Here is an 18,608-nt window from a genome sequence, read left to right as displayed (position 1 = left end):
CGATCATCCTGCGAAATGTTTCAGCCTATTTTGCTCTTGATAAATATTCACCGCTTCTGGTGTCAATCTGGATTACTTCGCCTTCTTCGATAAAGATCGGAACCTGGATTACAGCCCCTGTTTCAACCGTCGCAGCTTTTGTCACATTGGTAGCAGTATCTCCTTTAACGCCCGGTTCCGTTTCAATAACCTTGAGATTTACAAAGTTCGGCGGCTCAACCAGAAAAGCACTGTCTTTGAAGAACTTTATCGTTGCCATATCATTTTCTCTGAGATAGAGAATCGCATCTTCAACCTGTTCTTTCATTAACGGAATCTGGTCATAAGTTTCCTGATCCATGAAGTAGTATAGTTCACCGTCACTGTAGAGATACTGCATCGATTTTGTTTCGATACGTGCATTCTCAAATTTGTCGTTTGGATTGAATGCTTCTTCTCTCGTTGCTCCCGTCAGAATATTTCTGTATTTCGTTCTTACGAAAGCTGCACCCTTACCCGGCTTTACATGCTGGAAATCTAGGATTACATGAGGCTCTCCGTTGATTTCAAAGGTAATTCCTTTTCTAAAATCGCTTGCATAAATCATTATTATAATACCTCCAAAATAGTTCAATTATTGATAGCATCCATAGACAAACTGCATCACGCCGGAAGCATTGTCAAGGGACACTTGATATCCGTTACAAAATAATCAGTTCCTTTTTTGACTCAACTTTATTTATTATACCAAAGTCAGTAACGATTGCCAAGTCTTCAATCCGTACACCAAATTTATTTGGTATGTAAATACCCGGTTCAATGGTAATGACCATATCTTTCTCAAGAATTTCTATACTTTTGGCATTCAATGTAGGTGCCTCATGCACCAGAGTGCCCACACCGTGGCCCAAGCCATGAGGATAGTATTCTCCATAGCCTGCATTGCTTATGATGTCTCTCGCCACTTTATCCGCATCAAAACAAGCCACTCCAGCTTTGATAAACTCGATGGCTGCAAGCTGAGCTTCCAGCACCGTTTCATAAACGCGCTTCATTTCATCAGTAACAAAACCAATGGCAACAGTCCTGGTCATATCGCCGCAGTAACCATCGATTACAGCACCGAAATCCATGGTAAGAAATTCACCCTTTTGGATCACCTTATCTGTTGGTTCTCCGTGTGGGAGGCAGGATCGTTCTCCAGAAACGCTGATGGTATCAAAAGCAAGCCCCTCAGCACCGCCTGCGTAGAGAAAACGCCCGATTTCATCAGCCACCTGCTGATCGGTCATACCCGGCTCAATAAAACCGAGAATATGGCTGAAACAACGATCACCCAAGGCCGCAGCCTTAGAAATACTTTCTATCTCGCGTGCACTTTTTACGATATTACTTTTCTGCTTATCTGTCAAATTTGATCACATCCCCCAGAATATTAAAGACATCGTTCACAAGCAAAGTGAAACGTGCCTCTGCCTGAACATATTGAAAAGCCAGAGGATCTCTCATAATAATTTGACTGAGGGACTGGATCTGTTCCATTACTTCAGGTCCAAGCTCTTCTCCTGCCATCTGTTTTGCCTGAATTTCAAATTGTTTCGCACGATAATCATTGAGCATTACAGCAAGCTCTTCATTCTGGGATGCAGCATCCTTGAGCTCCGCATACTGTCTGTATTCGTCTGATTCCCTGATGGCTCTGGCCAGATTGTGTGCTTCGTCATGTACGTTCACGGGCAACCTCCTAACATTTCTTCGTCCTGTTATAGAACGAGCCTGAATTGTTTTGCTAAATTTTTGAAACCGGAACCCTCCAGGTCGCAACCTGGAGGGTTTCCGGCTTTCATTCATAACGCTTGAACCGATGACAGCTTATACTTCCAGGAAGATCGGCAATATTACCGGGCTTCTCTTGGTTCTTTCATAAATGAAGTTCTTCAGTTCGTCCTTTACTGCGTTCTTCAGCCCGGCCCAGTCTCTCAGTCCGCCTTCATAACATTTGTTTAATCTGGCGCTGACAGCCATCTTAGCCGAATTCATCAAGTCCTCATTCTCTCTCACGTAGACAAAGCCTCTCGAGATAATGTCCGGTCCTGAGCAAATCATTCCGGTGCTCTTGTCGATGGCAGCAACTACGATGATCAAGCCTGATTCTGACAACAGTTTTCTATCTCTCAGTACAATATTCCCTACATCTCCGACGCCCAGGCCGTCAACAAGGATTGCGGAAGCAGCAACTTCCTCCTTTGCCTTTACAACATTATCTTTGGTCAGATGGAGCACCTGGCCATTTTCTAAGATATAGGTGTTTTGCGGCGGCATTCCCAAACTCTCCGCAAGCAGGGCATGCTGCTTCAGGTGTCTGTACTCACCATGAACCGGCATAAAATATTTCGGTTTGATCAAGGAGTGAATCAGCTTCAATTCCTCAGAGCAAGCGTGACCAGACACGTGAATATCTGCAATATCAGAATAGATCACGTCTGCACCCTTCTCAAAGAGCTTGTTCACTACATTGGAAATGGTTTTTTCATTTCCTGGTATGGGGCTTGAGGAAAGAATAACCATATCTCCTCGTTTGATCTGAACCGCCTTGTGATCCGATGAAGCCATTCTGGAAAGAGCAGACATGGGCTCTCCTTGGCTTCCCGTTGTGATAATCACCAGCTGATTGTCAGGAATATGCTTAATCTTATTGATATCCACGAAAACATTCTCTGGGACTTTCAAGTAACCCAGCTCTATGGCCAGATTCACCACATTGACCATGCTTCGTCCGGAGATGGCCACCTTTCTTCCAAACATCACTGCGGTATCAACGATACGCTGTACCCTGTGTACGTTGGAGGAGAATGTTGCGATCAAAATTCTAGCCTCGGAATTACGGAAAATATTTTCCAGTGTAACTCCAACGGTCTTTTCAGAAGCGGTATATCCTTTTCTTTCTGCATTTGTACTGTCAGCAAGCATCAGCAGAACACCCTTGTGTCCCAGTTCCGCAAGACGCTGGAAATCAATGGGTTCCCCGTCGATGGGCGTATAGTCAATCTTGAAGTCTCCCGTATGAAATACAACTCCTGCAGGGGTATCAATTGCAAGACAAATCGCATCGGCTATGGAGTGAGTTGTTCGGATGGTATCCACCTTAAACTCTCCAATCTTGACCGTCTGGCCCGCTTTGATGGTGTTCAGCTTGCCTTTGATTCCATGCTCCTTCAGTTTATTTTCAACCAGACCCAGTGTCAACCTGGTTCCGTAAATAGGAATATTTAGTTCTTTTAAAAAATAGGGAATGGCTCCGATATGGTCCTCGTGTCCATGGGTTAGAATCATGCCCTTTACCTTATCCCGGTTCTTGATTAAATAGCTGAAATCGGGAATTACGATGTCGATTCCGAACATTTCATCATCAGGAAATGATAGCCCGCAGTCAATAATCATGATGTCATTTTTGTATTCCAAAACGGTCATATTCTTTCCGATTTCGTTCAAACCGCCAATTGGAATCACCTTTACGGGGCTAACTCCTTTTTTATTGTCATTTGTTTTCAAATTTTCAATCCTTTCTTCCTTACATTCTTTCTCCGTACGTGTTCTTTTATAATACATTGTTATTTTACGACAATATTGATCAATTTATTAGGCACAGCAACAATTTTTACAATTTCCTTGCCAGCCAGCAATGCCTTGACTTTGTCACTATCCATTACTGTTTCCTGCAGCTGCTCCTTGGAGAGTCCGTTTGGAACCTCAATCTTGTCCTTCAGCTTTCCGTTGAACTGAATTACAATCTCAACTGCATCCTTGACCAGAGCCGCTTCGTCATATTCGGGCCAGTTTTCGAGATAAACCGTTCCGCTATGTCCTGTAAACTCCCACATTTCCTCGCAAATGTGCGGTGTAAACGGAGATAAAATCAAAATTAAATTCTCCACTGCAGCTTTTAGAAGTCCCAGATTCAGTGTCTCTGTTTCTTTATAGCGGTAGATCTCATTGACAAGTTCCATAATGGAGCTGATCGCTGTATTGAAGTTAAATCTGCCGCCCACATCCTCAGATACTTTCTTAATGGTAGCGTTCATTGCATAGTTTAACTTTTTGTCCTCAGCGCTGACTGCCTGTCTGGATGCAGTCACGTCCTTGAGCTTGTCATTCAGCTCAAATACGAGTCGGTGCACTCTGTTCAGGAAGCGGTAGCTTCCCTCCACTCCAGCATCGGACCATTCCAGTTCCTTTTCCGGCGGAGATGCAAACAGAATAAATAAACGTGCTGTATCTGCTCCGTATTTGCTGATAATTTCCTCCGGACTGACAACATTACCCTTGGATTTTGACATTTTTGTACCATCCTTGAGCACCATGCCCTGAGTCAGCAGGTTTGTAAACGGCTCATCTGCCGCACTGAAACCGATGTCGTAGAGGAACTTAGTAAAAAATCTTGCATAGAGTAGATGCAGGATCGCATGCTCTACACCTCCGATATATTGGTCTACGGGCATCCAGTAATCGGCCTTTTTCTGATCCCAGATCCGTTCCATGTTCTTGGCATCTGTGTATTTTAAGAAATACCAGGAAGAATCCAGGAAGGTATCCATGGTATCCGTTTCTCTCGTTGCCTTTCCGCCGCATTTCGGGCAGGTGGTATCCATGAAGGTCGGGCTGGTGGTCAGCGGCGACTCTCCTTTCCCGGTGAAGACAACGTCAGTTGGCAGAAGAACCGGTAGGTTTTCCATCTTTTCCGGTACCCAGCCGCAGTGATCACACCAGACCATTGGAATTGGGCAGCCCCAATATCTCTGTCTTGAAATCAGCCAGTCTCTGAGTCTGAAATTTACAGACTTTGTTCCGATGTTCTTCTCCTCAAGGAAAGCCACAATCTGCTCTTTTGCCGTCTCCACATCCATTCCATCAAACTGTCCGGAATTGATCATAGTGCCGTCGGCTTCGAAGGCTTCCTTCAGGTTGTTAATATCGATTTCCGGGTTTTTCGGATCGACGACTGGAATGATATCCAAATTGTATTTCTTAGCGAAATCAAAGTCTCTCTGGTCGTGGGCAGGAACAGCCATAATAGCACCGGTGCCGTAATCCATGAGAACATAGTTTGCAATATAAACGGGAACCTTCTTGCCATTCAAAGGATTCACTGCGTATCTTCCGATGAAGATACCATCCTTTTCAAGGGTTGTGGCGGTTCTTTCAATATCGGTCATGTACTGAAGCTTATTGAGGAACTCATTAACAGCGGCCTCATATTCCGTTCCGGCGATAAGCTCTTTAACATATGGGTGCTCTGGAGCAAGTACCATATAGGTAACGCCAAATAAAGTATCAGGCCTGGTAGTAAATATCTTCAGTGTCTTGTCAAAGCCTTCAATTGTGAAATCCACTTCACCGCCGACGCTTTTTCCAATCCAGTTTTTTTGCATGACCTTGACCTTGTTGGGCCAGCCTTCCAGCCGATCAATATCAGTCAGCAGGCGATCGGCATAGTCGGTAATCTTCAGATACCACTGATCCAGATCCTTTTTCCCAACAGGAGTAGAACAGCGTTCACATGCTCCGTCAACGACCTGCTCATTTGCAAGTACTGTCTGACAAGAAGGACACCAGTTAACAGGATTCTTCTTCTTATATGCCAGGCCCTTTTCAAAAAACTGAATAAAAATCCATTGCATCCACTTGTAATAATCAGGGTGGCAGGTGGCGACTTCTCGATCCCAATCATAAGATAACCCAAGCTGCTTTAGCTGATTTCTCATTTCCGCAATGTTTTCCCATGTCCATACATTGGGGTGAATTCCATGCTTGATGGCAGCATTCTCCGCAGGCAGACCGAAAGAGTCCCAGCCCATAGGATGAAGTACATTATATCCGTTCATTTTGAGGTATCTCGTGGCCACGTCACCGATGGAATAGTTTCTTACATGGCCCATATGAAGCTTTCCCGATGGATAGGGGAACATTTCCAGCAGATAATACTTTTTCTTTCCCTCTTCCTCAGTGGTTTTGAAAAGCTTACTGTCCTCCCAGTGTTTTTGCCATTTGGCTTCGATTTCTCCGAAATCATAGCGCTCAATCATTTAAGTTAACCTCCGTATACTCGCCCGCCATCTGTTTACAGATTAACGGCAGACTTATGCAAGGAAATCGCAGATTCCCCTGTTTCATTACTGCAATTCGTTTTCGTTTATTTCCAGGAATGTACAGTCGCTCCAAACCTTTTCAATATGGTATCGGTCACGCTGCTCAACGGTAAATATATTTACAATAACATCACCAAAATCCATCAGGATCCAGCCGGAAGTTTTTTTGCCTTCCACACTCTTTGTGAGGATCCCTTCCTTGGCGAACTGATCTTCCACTTCATCCGCAAGGGTTCCAACCTGCCTTTCGGAACCGCCGGATGCGATGACAAAATAATCCGCAAAAGATGATTTCTCAGCGATGTCAATTACTACAACGTCCATTGCCTTCTTGTTTAGAAGAACAGCAGCTGCTTTTAGTGCCACCTCTTTGTTATTCATTCAATTACTCCTTTCCTTCTTTTATACCTTAATCTATGCTATTTTGTTATGAAACCAGCATTTACTGATTTCTGATTTTTTTCAGCAAGCTATCTCTTGCCTGCAGTGTATCTTCGTCCAGATAAATCCCTCGGCTCCTGATATACTCAATGTTTCTATTTAGAGAAAGAAGGCAAGCCTTGTCCAAGTCCTTCGTGGCAAGGTCTCGAAGCTCATTTACCCCAGGATAGGCCCGATTTGGCTCAATTGCATCCGCTAAATAAACGATCTTTTCAAGCAGTGACATTTCTGCCCTGCCAGTGGTGTGAAAGCTGACTGCATTAATTATATCCTGATCTGTAATATGATAATCTCGCTCCATAACAATGGCAGCAATTTTGCCATGAGCTAAATTATTATTATTCAGATAGACATGATTTAAACCAAATGCCTTCACATAGCCATTGAGTTCCTCTACCGAGATCCCACGAAAGAAATCATGAAAAAGAGCGGCTAGTTCAGCCTTCTCCACATCCTCTCCGTACCGGCGGGCAAGCTTCACAGCTTCCTCCGCAACTGCATAGGTATGGATTCGCCTCTTTTCCGTCATATTACTGTTGATATAATCAATGAGTAAGTTTTTATCCGTACACTGCATAACTTAATTATACTACCATTTATACCCACAAATTTCAAGCTTTAATCCAAAACGGTATAGAGCCCGTTATTTCTAATATAGCTTTCTACACCATCCGGCAAAAGATACTTAATGCTTTTTCCCGTTCGAATTCGTTCCTTGATGTCAGAAGATGAGATCTCAACTTCCGAGTTGTTAATTTCGGCAACACGGGTTCCATAGATCTCTCTGACATGATCGATCATCTCTTTGAGTTCTTGTTCCTTATAGCCGGGACGCATTCCGATGACGAAAGAAAAGTTTCTCAGCAGTTCTTCTGCAGAATACCATTTCTCTAAGCTCAAAAAGGCATCGGTTCCAATAATGAAATAGAGCTCTGCATCCTCCCCCATCTCTTCTTTTAAACTTTTCAGCGTATGGATGGTATAGGAGATGTCGGGAGAATCCAGCTCTTTTCTTGACACAGAAAAATAAGGGTTTCCCGAAACTGCTTCTAAAAGCATTGCGTACCGATGATCCCCTTCCGCTGATTTCGTATGCAATTTAAACGGCTGCACCATTGCTGGCATAAAGACGACCCGATCCAGAGCAGCCTCAACACGAGCCTGCTCTGCCAGAATCAGATGTCCATAATGCACCGGATCGAAGGTGCCGCCGATAATGCCTATTTTTTTCATTTCATGTTACCCTCCTTTGACAAGGTACAACACGGTTTTACTTTGTCAACGGAGTCTACTGCTCTTTGTTAGATATTTCAACAGTCTTGATGGATAGTTCATCAAGCTGCTCTTGTGGCACAAAGGTTGGTGCGTCACTTACCAGGTCTGCTGCCGCCTGATTTTTCGGGAAGGCCATCACTTCTCTGATACTATGCTCTCCAGAAAGAAGCATGGCAAGACGATCAAGACCGTACGCCAGTCCTCCATGAGGCGGTGTACCGTACCGGAACGCTTCCAGCAGGAAGCCGAATTTGCTCTTAACAGTCTCTTCCGACAATCCAAGAACCTCAAACATCTTGCGCTGAAGAACACTGTCATGGATTCTGATGCTTCCGCCTCCAAGTTCAACACCGTTCAGAACGATGTCATATGCTCTGGCTCTAACCTCGCCCGGAGCGGTATCCAGTTTCGGAACATCTTCCAGTCTCGGCGAGGTGAAGGGATGATGCATTGCATAGTATTCTCCTGACTCATCATCGTATTCAAAGAGCGGGAAGTCAACAACCCAAAGGAGATTATACTGAGTATCATCCAAAAGACCCAGCTTTCCGGCGATATCTCTTCTCAGAAAGCCCAAACTGTCAAATACAACCTTGGCTTTATCAGCAACCACGAGAATCAGATCTCCTGCTTTTCCACCGAATACGTCGGTAATTTCCTTCATCTTTTCCGGTGTGAAGAACTTGCTGATGGAGGATGTGGTTTCGGTTTCACCAATTTTGATCCAAACAAGTCCCTTTGCTCCAAAGTTCTTGATTGCATCCTGAAGCTTATCGATATCTTTACGGCTAAACTTTTCAGCCCCGCCTTCAATATTGATGCCTCTCACGTCTCCGCCTGCTGCCAAAGCATTGGCAAAAACCTGGAATTCGCTGTCTTTGACGGTTTCATTCAGCAATTTCAATTCGAATCCGAACCTGGTATCCGGTTTGTCGCTTCCGAAACGTTCCATGGCTTCCTTGTAGGGATATCTGGGCAGCGGAAGCTGTATTTCTGTATTCATCAGTTCTCGGAACAGCTTCTGTAAAAACCGCTCCTGAACATTGATTACATCGTCTACGTCCACAAAGGACATTTCAAGATCAATCTGGGTAAATTCCGGCTGACGGTCTGCTCTCAGATCCTCGTCACGGAAACATTTCGCAATCTGGTAGTAACGGTCGGTTCCGCTGACCATCAGAAGCTGCTTAAAGAGCTGGGGGGACTGAGGCAGCGCATAGAACTGTCCCGGATTTACTCTGCTTGGAACAAGATAATCTCTTGCTCCTTCAGGAGTAGGCTTACAGAGGATAGGAGTCTCCACCTCGGTAAAGCCTTCGCTGTCAAAATATTCTCTTGTGATCTTGGATATCTGATGACGGAAAGTCAGGTTTCTCTGCATTTTTCCTTTTCTCAGATCCAAATATCTGTATTTCAGTCTCAGATTTTCTGAAACATCGTCGTCGTCCTTAATGTAGATCGGCGGAGTATCCGCTTCGGAATAAATGGTGAGACCACTGACAAAAACTTCGATATCACCAGTTGGCAAATCTTTATTCTTTGCCTGCCGCTCCTTGACAATTCCTTTTACACCCACCACATATTCGCTTCTCAGCTTGTCCGCCTGCTGAAACAGTTCTTGGGGAATGGTATCGTCAAAGACGATCTGAACGATTCCCGTCTTATCTCTAAGGTCACAGAAAATCAATCCTCCCAGATTTCTTCTTTTTTGAATCCATCCGTTGAGCACAACGCTTTCATCGATATTTTTCTCGGTCAAAACCCCGCACATATGGGTCCTTTTCAGTACATTCTCCATACTCTGTCTCCTATTCAATATTTTAAAGCGAATCAACCGTAAAATCTGCAGACTGATTCTGTTGTAATTCCTGATTTTGCTGCGCTTTTAAAGTCGGAAGAATTTCCTGCAGCGACACCGGTTTTTGCTCAGAAGTTTCCATATTCTTGATAGAAACAATGTTCTGATCCAGCTCATTGTCTCCGATTACTACGGTATATTTGGCATGCAAGCGATCCGCATATTTGAACTGGCCCTTGATATTCCGACCCAAACTATCCATTTCAGCCTTGATCCCCTGATTCCGAAGATCCCTCATCAGCTTTAAGCCAAAGACACGAGCCCGCTCTCCCATTACCGCAATGAATACATCCAGATTTTCAGGTTCCGGGATGGAGATTCCTGCGGCCTCCATAATCAGCAGCAGCCGTTCAATTCCCAGTCCGAATCCTACTCCCGGAATGGGCGGACCTCCAATCTGCTCGATGAGGTGGTCGTAACGACCGCCTCCGCAAACAGTGCCCTGGGCACCGATCTTATCTGATACAAATTCAAAAGCTGTCTTTGTATAATAATCCAAACCTCTCACGATGCCCGGATCAACGATATAATTGATTCCCATCGCATCGAGATTTGTCTTCAAATCATCAAAAGCAGTCTTGCATTCATCACAAAGATAATCCAGCATCAATGGTGCTCCCTTGACCAATTCCTGACAGACCGGTGATTTACAGTCCAGAATTCTCATGGGATTCTTTTCGTATCGGCCTTTACAGGTGTCACAAAGTTCATCATATTTTGGTGCCAGAAACGCTCTGAGTACCTTCCGGTAGTTTTCTCTGCATTTGGGACAGCCGATGCTGTTGATCCGAAGCTCAAGATCCTGAATCCCCAGTCCGCTGAGAAAATCTGATGCAAAGCCGATGACTTCGGCATCGGCCATCATATTGTCCGTACCAAAGATCTCGATCCCCATCTGATGAAATTCTCTGAGTCTTCCCGATTGGGGTTTCTCATAACGGAAGCATGGAATGACATAGTAAAATTTTGACGGTTGGATATCTGCATACAATTTGTTCTCAACAAATGCTCTTACGACAGGAGAGGTTCCCTCCGGCTTCAATGTAATACTTCTTTTCCCATAATCCTCAAAAGTATACATCTGCTTTTCCACGATATCGGTGGTATCGCCAACGCCTCTGGCGAACAGCTCGGTATGCTCAAAAACAGGCGTTCTGATTTCTTTGAATACATATCTGCCGCACGCTTCCCGAAAAGCATTTTCTACATAATGCCATTTATATACCTGACTGGGAAGAATGTCTTTGGTTCCTTTTGGTGCGTTTGTTAACATTCTTTTACCTCCTCGAATAAGTTGTCCGTCTTTCTCTGCAGCATTTCATCCAGACGCTCTATATAGATTTCATAATTTGAAACATTGGGAATCCGCTCCAGGCGATTTTCCTCCGGATACCAGGCTTTTGAGATGCCTCCGGCTCCCAGAGCAATGATGGTCTGGGCTTCTTCCATAATCCGAATGTTGTAGATTCCCTCTGTATTTTCTTTGGCGTAGCCGACGTTTTCAAAATTTCCGGTCATCTGCTTCTGCCGATATAAATAATAAGGATGAAAGCCGCCGCGGTCAAGCATTTCTTTTGCCTGATCCAGCATAGCCCTTACTTTTTTTCCTTGTTTATAATTGAATTCGCTGTCGATTTCCTTCAGTTTTGAGGCTCTCTTCAAGGCCAATGTGTGGATCGTAATGTTTTCAGGGGCTAAATCGAGGATCTGCTCCAGAGTAGTAACAAAATCCGCTTCCGACTCATCCGGCAGCCCTGCTATAAGATCGGTATTGATCTGAGGAATCCCCGCCGCTCTCGCCATTCGGAATGCTTCTTTAATATCCTCTGGGCTGTGATTTCTGCCGATTCTCTCCAAAGTCAACGCATTCATGGACTGGGGATTGATGCTGATCCGATCAATCTTGTACTTCTTGATCACCGCTAACTTCTCAGGCGTAATGGTATCAGGCCTTCCCGCTTCAACGGTAAACTCTCTGAGTTTGCTTAAATCAAAAGCCTCATAAACATGGTACAACAGCCTGTCCAATTGTTCTGGCAGAAGGGTGGTTGGTGTTCCGCCGCCGATATAGATCGTTTCCGGATACCAACCTTTTTTCCTCATATTTTCTGCAGTATATGCGATTTCCTGATGCAATGCTTCCAGATATGCTTCAATCTGTTCCGGTTTGCCCTGATTAGACGGGAAAGAACAATATACACATCGGGTGGGACAGAAAGGAATTCCAATATAAAGGCCGATGGCCTCACTCGGACTCTGCTTTACGATCTGTTTCTGGCAATCAACAATATCAATCAAAAGCTGAATTTTTTCTTCTGCCAGAAAATAGTCCGCACTTAAAATTTCTCTGACTTCTTTGAGACTTCCTTCCCGCTGAAGCAGCTCCCCTGCAAGTTTGACGGGCCTTACACCCGTAAGAATTCCCCAATCTGGCGTTGTTCCGGTAAGTCGCTCCAGTTCGCGAAACAAAAACCGCTTCATTTGATTCTTAGAATTTTTCTCAGGTTTTTCCTCTGCTTTTAGCTTGTTCTTATTTTCCTGATCTCCCGTTCTAACTGTAAAATCTGGGTCACTGGGAACAGAAATCAGAACATCAGCTTCTGGTTTTGGGTTCCCGTTCGCAACGGAGGTGACTTGGTTCAGCGCGTCGGCATTTGGCTCTATTTCACCAGAAGTGTTTGCATCAGTTGTATCAACGGTATTTGGCTCAGTTATAAATGTATATTCGCCTGCTTTCAGGAATACCTTAACCAGCTCTTCAAGCTCATATTGATTGATTTCCCGGGGCAGCTTTATTTTATACAAAAGGATTGTTCTCCTTCTCAAAACCAATGGTAGTAGGCGCCATATGTCCAGGCAGTACTGTGGTATCATCTGGAAGCGTAAAAAGTTTATTCTCTATCGATTCCTTGATTGCCAAATAGGAGGAACCTGGAAAATCTGTTCTTCCAATGGACTGCAGAAACAACGTATCCCCGCTGAACACAGCATCACCTACATAAATACACATTCCACCCGGCGTGTGTCCGGGTGTATGGAGAAATTCAAGATTCAGATCTCCTACCTTCAGTGACTGACCGTCTGTAACATAATGATCAGCTTTCAGAGATAAAGCCACTCCGCCAGTCATCTTTGACATATTCATATTAGGATCCTCAAGAATTGCCTTTTCATGAAGACAGGCCACCAGTTTGGAACCTGGATACTCCTCTAACGCTGCAGGCACTCCGCCAATATGATCCCCATGTCCATGCGTCAGGATAATATATTCAATTTGTAATTTGTTTTCTCTTATATAGTTGACCATATCGGCATTATGTCCACCTGGATCTACTATAAAAGCCTTTTTTGTTGCTTCATCCGCGGCTACATAACAGTTAACGGCCAAAGGGCCGCTCAGAAATTTTTTTAAGATCATTTTTTTTCCTCACTTTGATAACTTTCCTAAAAGGTCTTCTTACTATCTAACAATATCGTTACAGGCCCGTCGTTGTATATTCTAACCAACATCTCGGCCTGGAATATTCCTTCTTCAACAGGAAGTCCCTGTTCCTTGCACAAGTCCACAAATTTTCTATATAATTCAATTGCTTTTTCAGGTCTCGCTGCTTTGATAAAACTGGGTCTCTTTCCTTTTCTGCAATCTCCGAATAAGGTAAACTGCGACACTGTCAGCAAAGATCCGCCAACATCCTTTACGGACAGATTCATTTTTCCATCTTCGTCTTCAAAAATGCGCAAACCGGCTATTTTATCCGCCAGATAAACCGCATCAGCTGTATCATCCTCATCCTCCACGCCAAGCAGAACCATCAAGCCCTGATCAATGGCGCCGGTTACCTTTTCTTCAACTGTTACATCTGCTTTCACGACTCGCTGTACTACTGCGCGCATAAATACTCCTTTTGATTTTTATCTTACCGAATGACAAATTGCTAGGTAATAGCACGATAAACGTCAGCTACCCCCTGTACGCTGCGCAAAGATCGCAGCACCTTTTCGATCTGCCCGGTATTGGTAATGGACAACGTCATTGTAATGTTTATAATTCCATCCTTTGCACTCTTTGCATTGACCCCTGCGATATGGACATCCATATCTTCGCATACTCTTGACAAATCGGAGAATAGCCCCTTTCTGTCCTCGGCCAGAATATTAATATCGGTATCGTAGGACATATTATCTTTCTGTTTATCCCATTCAACCTCAATGGTTCGCTGAAGCTCTTCTTCCGGCAGCGTGAGCACATTGATACAGTCTTTTCTGTGGACGGAAATTCCCCTGCCTTTTGTAATGAAGCCAATAATTTCATCACCAGGAACCGGATTGCAGCATTTGGAGAAGCGGATCAGCAGATTATCAACGCCTTTAACGGTAACCCCTGTCTGCTCTTTCTTCTTCTGCTTTTTCTTATTTTCTTCAGCTTGTTCTGTTTTTTCCTTTCTTCTGAGTTCTGCCTGCTTATCCTCATGATAATACCCAAGCAGCATGGTAACAACCTTGCTCAGAAGAACGCCTCCGGAACCGATCGCCGTATAAAGGTCATCCGCAGAAGCTAGATTAAAGGCCTTCGCACATCGATTGATATAGGAGCTCTTGATGATCTGCTGGCTGTCGTAACCTTTTCTCTTGGTGTACTTTTCCAGCATTTCCTTTCCTTTGTCCGTGTTTTCAGATTTATTTTCTTTTTTCAGCCACTGCCTGATCTTATTTCTGGCATTGCTGCTTTGCGCGATCTTCAGCCAGTCAATGCTGGGGCCTTTGCTGTTGGATGATGTTACAATCTCAACAATATTTCCATTTTTCAGCGTATGGTCGATGGGAACCATTTTCCCGTTCACCTTGGCACCGATACATTTGACGCCGATGGCTGAATGGATTTTAAAAGCAAAATCCAGCGGTGTAGAGCCTGCCGGAAGTTCTATGACATCGCCCTTGGGGGTGAATACGAAAACCTGATTGGAGAATAGATCCACCTTCAGTGTTTCCATAAATTCTTTGGGATCATTCAGGTCTTTCTGCCATTCCAAGGTCTGCCTCAGCCATGCGAGTTTACTTTCTTCCTTGTCCTGAGAGACACCTTCCTTGTATTTCCAATGGGCTGCGATACCGTATTCTGCAACCCTGTGCATTTCATAGGATCTGATCTGGATTTCAAACGGATCACCGTTGTCGCCGATGACGGTGGTATGCAAGGATTGATAGCGGTTTGTCTTGGGCATTGCTATGTAATCCTTAAATCTCCCAGGAATAGGCTTCCACATGGTATGAACCACACCAAGTACCGCATAGCAGTCTTTCACACTCTCAACGATTATACGCACCGCGGTCAGATCAAAAATTTCTTCCATCTGTTTATTTTGATACTTCATCTTTCGATAGATGCTGTAAAAATGCTTGGAACGGCCCGTAATCTCATAAGGTATTTTCAAGTCGTCAAGGCTCTCCTTGATCTCAGCGATTACTTTATTGATATAGTCTTCACGCTGCTGCTTTTTGGATTTCACCTGGCTGACTAGATCATAGTAGGCTTCCGGATCAAGATGTTTCAACGCAATATCCTCAAGCTCAAACTTCATGGTATAGATACCGAGCCTGCTAGCTAGAGGCGCATAAATTTCCAGTGTTTCCTTGCACTTATCCCTGATCTGCTCTTCACTCATATAGTTGATGGTTCTGAGATTGTGGAGCCTGTCCGAAAGCTTGATGATCAAAACGCGGATATCTTTTGACATGGCAAGAAACATCTTTCTTAGATTTTCCGCTTGTCGTTCTTCTTTGCTTTCAAAAACAAGGCTGCCCAGCTTCGTCACACCGTCTACAAGGAGCGCTACCTCTTCTCCAAAATCAGACTTCAGTTCTGCTTCTGAATAAGAGGTATCCTCAACCGTATCATGAAGGAGCCCTGCGACGATGGTGTTTTCGTCCATGCCCAATTCCGCCAGGATTTTAGCAACTTCAACAGGGTGAACCAAATATGGTTCACCCGATTTTCTTAATTGTCCTTCATGAAATTCTTCTGCTTTTTGGTAAGCCCTCCTGATCAGTTCGATATTGATATTCGGGTTGATCTGCAGAAGGTCCGATAAGAATTGCTCCATTATCTCCATAAATTAGTCCTTACTCTTGCTTTTTTTTGCTCTATATTTCGGACCGCCGGTGATCTGACACAGATCATAATATACGGGGCTCGCTATAAAGATAGAGGATGCCGCACCAGCGATAATACCGACGATCAACGGCAAGGTAAATTGGCGTATGGTCTCTCCGCCCAGAACATAAAGCGGAATGATAGCCAGTACAGTTGTTAGCGATGTCATTAAGGATCGCACGAGAGTCTGCTTAATACTGGTATCAATCAATTCATCCAATTTGTTTTTCTTCATGATACCAAGATTTTCACGGATTCGGTCGAATACTACGATGGTATCATTAATCGAGTATCCCACCAGAGTCAGCACCGCCGCGATAAATGGGTTGTTCACAGTGACATTGAATAAACCATAAAATGCAACGAGTATCAATACATCATGAACTACAGAGGTAATTGCAGCCAAGCCGAATTTCCATTCAAATCGAATAATGATGTAAATCAGCATACCGATGGATGCGATAATCACTGCTTTGATCGCATTCGCCTTCAGCATGTCACCGACAGACGGCCCAAACTGTTCCACCGATAATACAGAGTCCTCTGTCAAATTAAACTTATCAAAGAGATTGTTTAATACCACTTCTCTTGCATCAGAGTCAAGCGCTTGAACTGTTTTGATGATTATTTCATTGTTTTCTTTGCCTGCATGAACAATCTCTGCATCGTCTATTCCACTATCTTTTAGGACATTTTTCAATTCAGATACGTTTGTTTCCGCGCCCATATTAATCTGGAACATGGTACCACCGGTAAAGTCAATTCCGTAATTGAAGCCTCTGACCATACCAACTCCGAGACCAAGAACTATAATTGCCACAGATACGATGTAGAAAATCTTCTTATGTTTTATAAAGCTGACTTCAACAAATGGTTTCTTTTCATCCGTTTTTATACCGAAGTTTCTCATAGTTGCAAGGGTCTTATTCTCTGAGATGAGTTCCATATAAAGCTGGGTTACTACAACCGCAGTAAAGATACTTGCAATAATACCGATCATCAGTGTCATGGCAAACCCTTTGACAGAACCTGATCCAAGCTGATACAGAACGATACCCGCAATAATGGTGGTTATCTGAGAGTCAATAATGGTTGACATGGCTCTTTTAAATCCTGAGGATACCGCTACACGGATGGACTTTCCATTAATAACTTCTTCTTTGATTCTGGCAAATATTATAACATTCGCATCAACAGCCATACCGATGGAAAGAATCAAACCGGCAATACCAGGAAGCGTGAGTACGCCTCTCATGGCAACGATCACCCAGAATACAATAAGTATATAGAGAAGCAGTGCAAGATTTGCAGCTACACCCATAATACGGTACATAGCGATCAATAAAATAAAGATTAGAGCTACACCGATTGCTCCTGCGATCAGACTCATTTGCAGTGCGTCAAGACCAAGTGTTGGTCCAACAACAGAGGTTTGTACCTCTTTTAATGCCACAGGGAGCGCTCCGCCGCGAATCAACGCAGAGAGACTGGTCGCTTCCTCTTCGCCAAAGCCACCTCTTCCACCCGCTGTAATCGTTGCTTCTCCGTTGGGGATGATGCTTTGAACAACGGGAGATGAAATTACTTCTCCGTCCAGAATAATCATAATTGCACCATCAGGAACTCCGTCTATCTGCGAAGTGACTTCATGGTTTATGATCTTTGTAGTTGCGTCTTTAAAAGCTTCAGAACCTTCTTTATTGAACTCAAGCCGGATGGCATAGCCACCACTTTCCTGATCCGAAATAATACCGGCATCCTTTACTTGACTGCCGTCTAAAACAATTGTTTTATCAGACATGACAAACTGCAGCTGTGCAGTTTTCCCAATAGCGTTGATTGCTTCATCCGCATCTTCAGCCCCTGGAAGTTCCACCCTTATCCGGTTATTCCCTTCTATGGTAACGACTGGCTCAGACAACCCTAGTTGGTTTACTCTTCGCTCAATAACAGCCTGTGTCTGCGACATAAGCTTTTTTAAATCATCCCCGGTTGCATCGGTCTGCGCTTCCATTACGACATAGACCCCGCCTGACAAATCAAGACCCAACTTTATCTGGTCCTTAATCGGCGCAAAGGAACCGATGCCGAATATCGTAACATACCAGCCAAAGATGATCAGGATCGTCAATAATACTGCCAATACCTTCTTCATTGTACTTTTCACCTTCTATTCTTATGCTGTAATATTGTAATACAAATAGTATGTCTGATTTATATTACAAAATATTTTACTACTTATTCTGTGTCCCTACAAGCAAAATCATAACAAAAGGTGGAAATTCCGTCTATGTATTCCTCTCAGAAACATGCTAACCGCGCATATTTACCCCAATCATTCCTCCGACGCAGCCAAAAAGCAGCGGAATGATATACCTTGTCATACCGAGTCCCAATTCTAATCCCGTGGAGAAAGCAAGCATATAGATTGCTGATAAAACCAGCAGAAAAATGATGGAATACAGGGCACCGTATAGAAACCCTCTTTTCTTGTAGTGATTACCGAAATACGTTCCTAAAAATAGGCAGCTGATGCAAAGGACGCCGATCATATAGTATATCGCCCATCTTTCAGGAGCCGGAGTAAACTTAACCACAGCGCTGACTGCCAGTGTCATGATAATAAAAAGAAGCAGCGCAAATAAAAAGCCCTTCATATTTTTCCATATCATTTCCATGGTATCCTCCTTATTCTAAGACCATCCGGGCTTGATGCCGCAGACAGTCCTATCCAAATATATTCTTTTACATTATATTT

General features: G+C 43.9%; 16 protein-coding genes. All 16 read right to left on the bottom strand.

What is annotated here, in order from left to right:
- Window positions 1–25: 25 nt before the first annotated feature.
- Entirely contained in the window at window positions 26–586 is a 561-nt protein-coding gene (gene efp, locus FRZ06_04870; GenBank protein ID QOX62727.1) for an elongation factor P, read from the bottom strand.
- 94 nt (window positions 587–680) lie between these two features.
- Window positions 681–1,391, bottom strand: coding sequence for an aminopeptidase P family protein (locus tag FRZ06_04865; GenBank protein QOX62726.1), 711 nt, complete (start codon window positions 1,389–1,391; stop codon window positions 681–683).
- Entirely contained in the window at window positions 1,381–1,830 is a 450-nt protein-coding gene (locus FRZ06_04860; GenBank protein ID QOX62725.1) for a hypothetical protein, read from the bottom strand. The genes FRZ06_04865 and FRZ06_04860 overlap by 11 nt, the downstream gene beginning before the upstream one ends.
- Window positions 1,831–1,851: 21 nt before the next feature.
- Entirely contained in the window at window positions 1,852–3,588 is a 1,737-nt protein-coding gene (locus tag FRZ06_04855) for a ribonuclease J (protein ID QOX62724.1), read from the bottom strand.
- Window positions 3,589–3,590: 2 nt separating this feature from the next.
- The gene (locus FRZ06_04850; protein QOX62723.1) at window positions 3,591–6,062 is read right to left on the bottom strand and encodes a leucine--tRNA ligase; all 2,472 of its coding nucleotides are present in this window, start codon (window positions 6,060–6,062) and stop codon (window positions 3,591–3,593) included.
- Window positions 6,063–6,149: 87 nt separating this feature from the next.
- A complete protein-coding gene (gene rsfS / locus FRZ06_04845; GenBank protein QOX62722.1) occupies window positions 6,150–6,506 on the bottom strand; it encodes a ribosome silencing factor in 357 nt (118 codons plus the stop codon).
- Window positions 6,507–6,567: 61 nt separating this feature from the next.
- Complete coding sequence (locus tag FRZ06_04840; protein ID QOX62721.1) at window positions 6,568–7,143, bottom strand: HD domain-containing protein; 576 nt, start codon at window positions 7,141–7,143, stop codon at window positions 6,568–6,570.
- A 41-nt stretch (window positions 7,144–7,184) separates the two neighbouring features.
- The gene (locus FRZ06_04835; protein ID QOX62720.1) at window positions 7,185–7,799 is read right to left on the bottom strand and encodes a nicotinate-nucleotide adenylyltransferase; all 615 of its coding nucleotides are present in this window, start codon (window positions 7,797–7,799) and stop codon (window positions 7,185–7,187) included.
- A gap of 55 nt (window positions 7,800–7,854) precedes the next feature.
- A complete protein-coding gene (aspS, locus tag FRZ06_04830) occupies window positions 7,855–9,639 on the bottom strand; it encodes an aspartate--tRNA ligase (protein ID QOX62719.1) in 1,785 nt (594 codons plus the stop codon).
- 22 nt (window positions 9,640–9,661) lie between these two features.
- Complete coding sequence (locus tag FRZ06_04825; protein ID QOX62718.1) at window positions 9,662–10,972, bottom strand: histidine--tRNA ligase; 1,311 nt, start codon at window positions 10,970–10,972, stop codon at window positions 9,662–9,664.
- Window positions 10,966–12,573, bottom strand: coding sequence for a coproporphyrinogen dehydrogenase HemZ (gene hemZ, locus FRZ06_04820; protein QOX62717.1), 1,608 nt, complete (start codon window positions 12,571–12,573; stop codon window positions 10,966–10,968). The genes FRZ06_04825 and hemZ overlap by 7 nt, the downstream gene beginning before the upstream one ends.
- Window positions 12,497–13,117: an MBL fold metallo-hydrolase gene (locus FRZ06_04815; protein ID QOX62716.1), complete on the bottom strand. Its 621-nt coding sequence runs from the start codon at window positions 13,115–13,117 to the stop codon at window positions 12,497–12,499. Before FRZ06_04815 ends, hemZ begins: the two co-directional genes overlap by 77 nt.
- A gap of 26 nt (window positions 13,118–13,143) precedes the next feature.
- Window positions 13,144–13,593 (bottom strand): D-tyrosyl-tRNA(Tyr) deacylase, encoded by a 450-nt coding sequence (locus FRZ06_04810; protein ID QOX62715.1) that lies wholly within the window; start codon window positions 13,591–13,593, stop codon window positions 13,144–13,146.
- 41 nt (window positions 13,594–13,634) lie between these two features.
- Window positions 13,635–15,809, bottom strand: a complete 2,175-nt coding sequence (locus tag FRZ06_04805; protein QOX62714.1) for a bifunctional (p)ppGpp synthetase/guanosine-3',5'-bis(diphosphate) 3'-pyrophosphohydrolase — start codon at window positions 15,807–15,809, stop codon at window positions 13,635–13,637.
- 3 nt (window positions 15,810–15,812) lie between these two features.
- Window positions 15,813–18,005 (bottom strand): protein translocase subunit SecF, encoded by a 2,193-nt coding sequence (gene secF, locus FRZ06_04800; protein QOX62713.1) that lies wholly within the window; start codon window positions 18,003–18,005, stop codon window positions 15,813–15,815.
- Window positions 18,006–18,162: 157 nt separating this feature from the next.
- Complete coding sequence (locus tag FRZ06_04795; GenBank protein ID QOX62712.1) at window positions 18,163–18,528, bottom strand: TIGR04086 family membrane protein; 366 nt, start codon at window positions 18,526–18,528, stop codon at window positions 18,163–18,165.
- Between the last annotated feature and the right edge of the window lie 80 nt (window positions 18,529–18,608).

The organism is Clostridiales bacterium, from assembly GCA_015243575.1.
Classification (GTDB): domain Bacteria; phylum Bacillota; class Clostridia; order Peptostreptococcales; family Anaerovoracaceae; genus Anoxybacterium; species Anoxybacterium hadale.
Note: the sequence above shows the minus strand (reverse complement) of the source record. Positions and strands in the feature narration are given on the sequence as shown.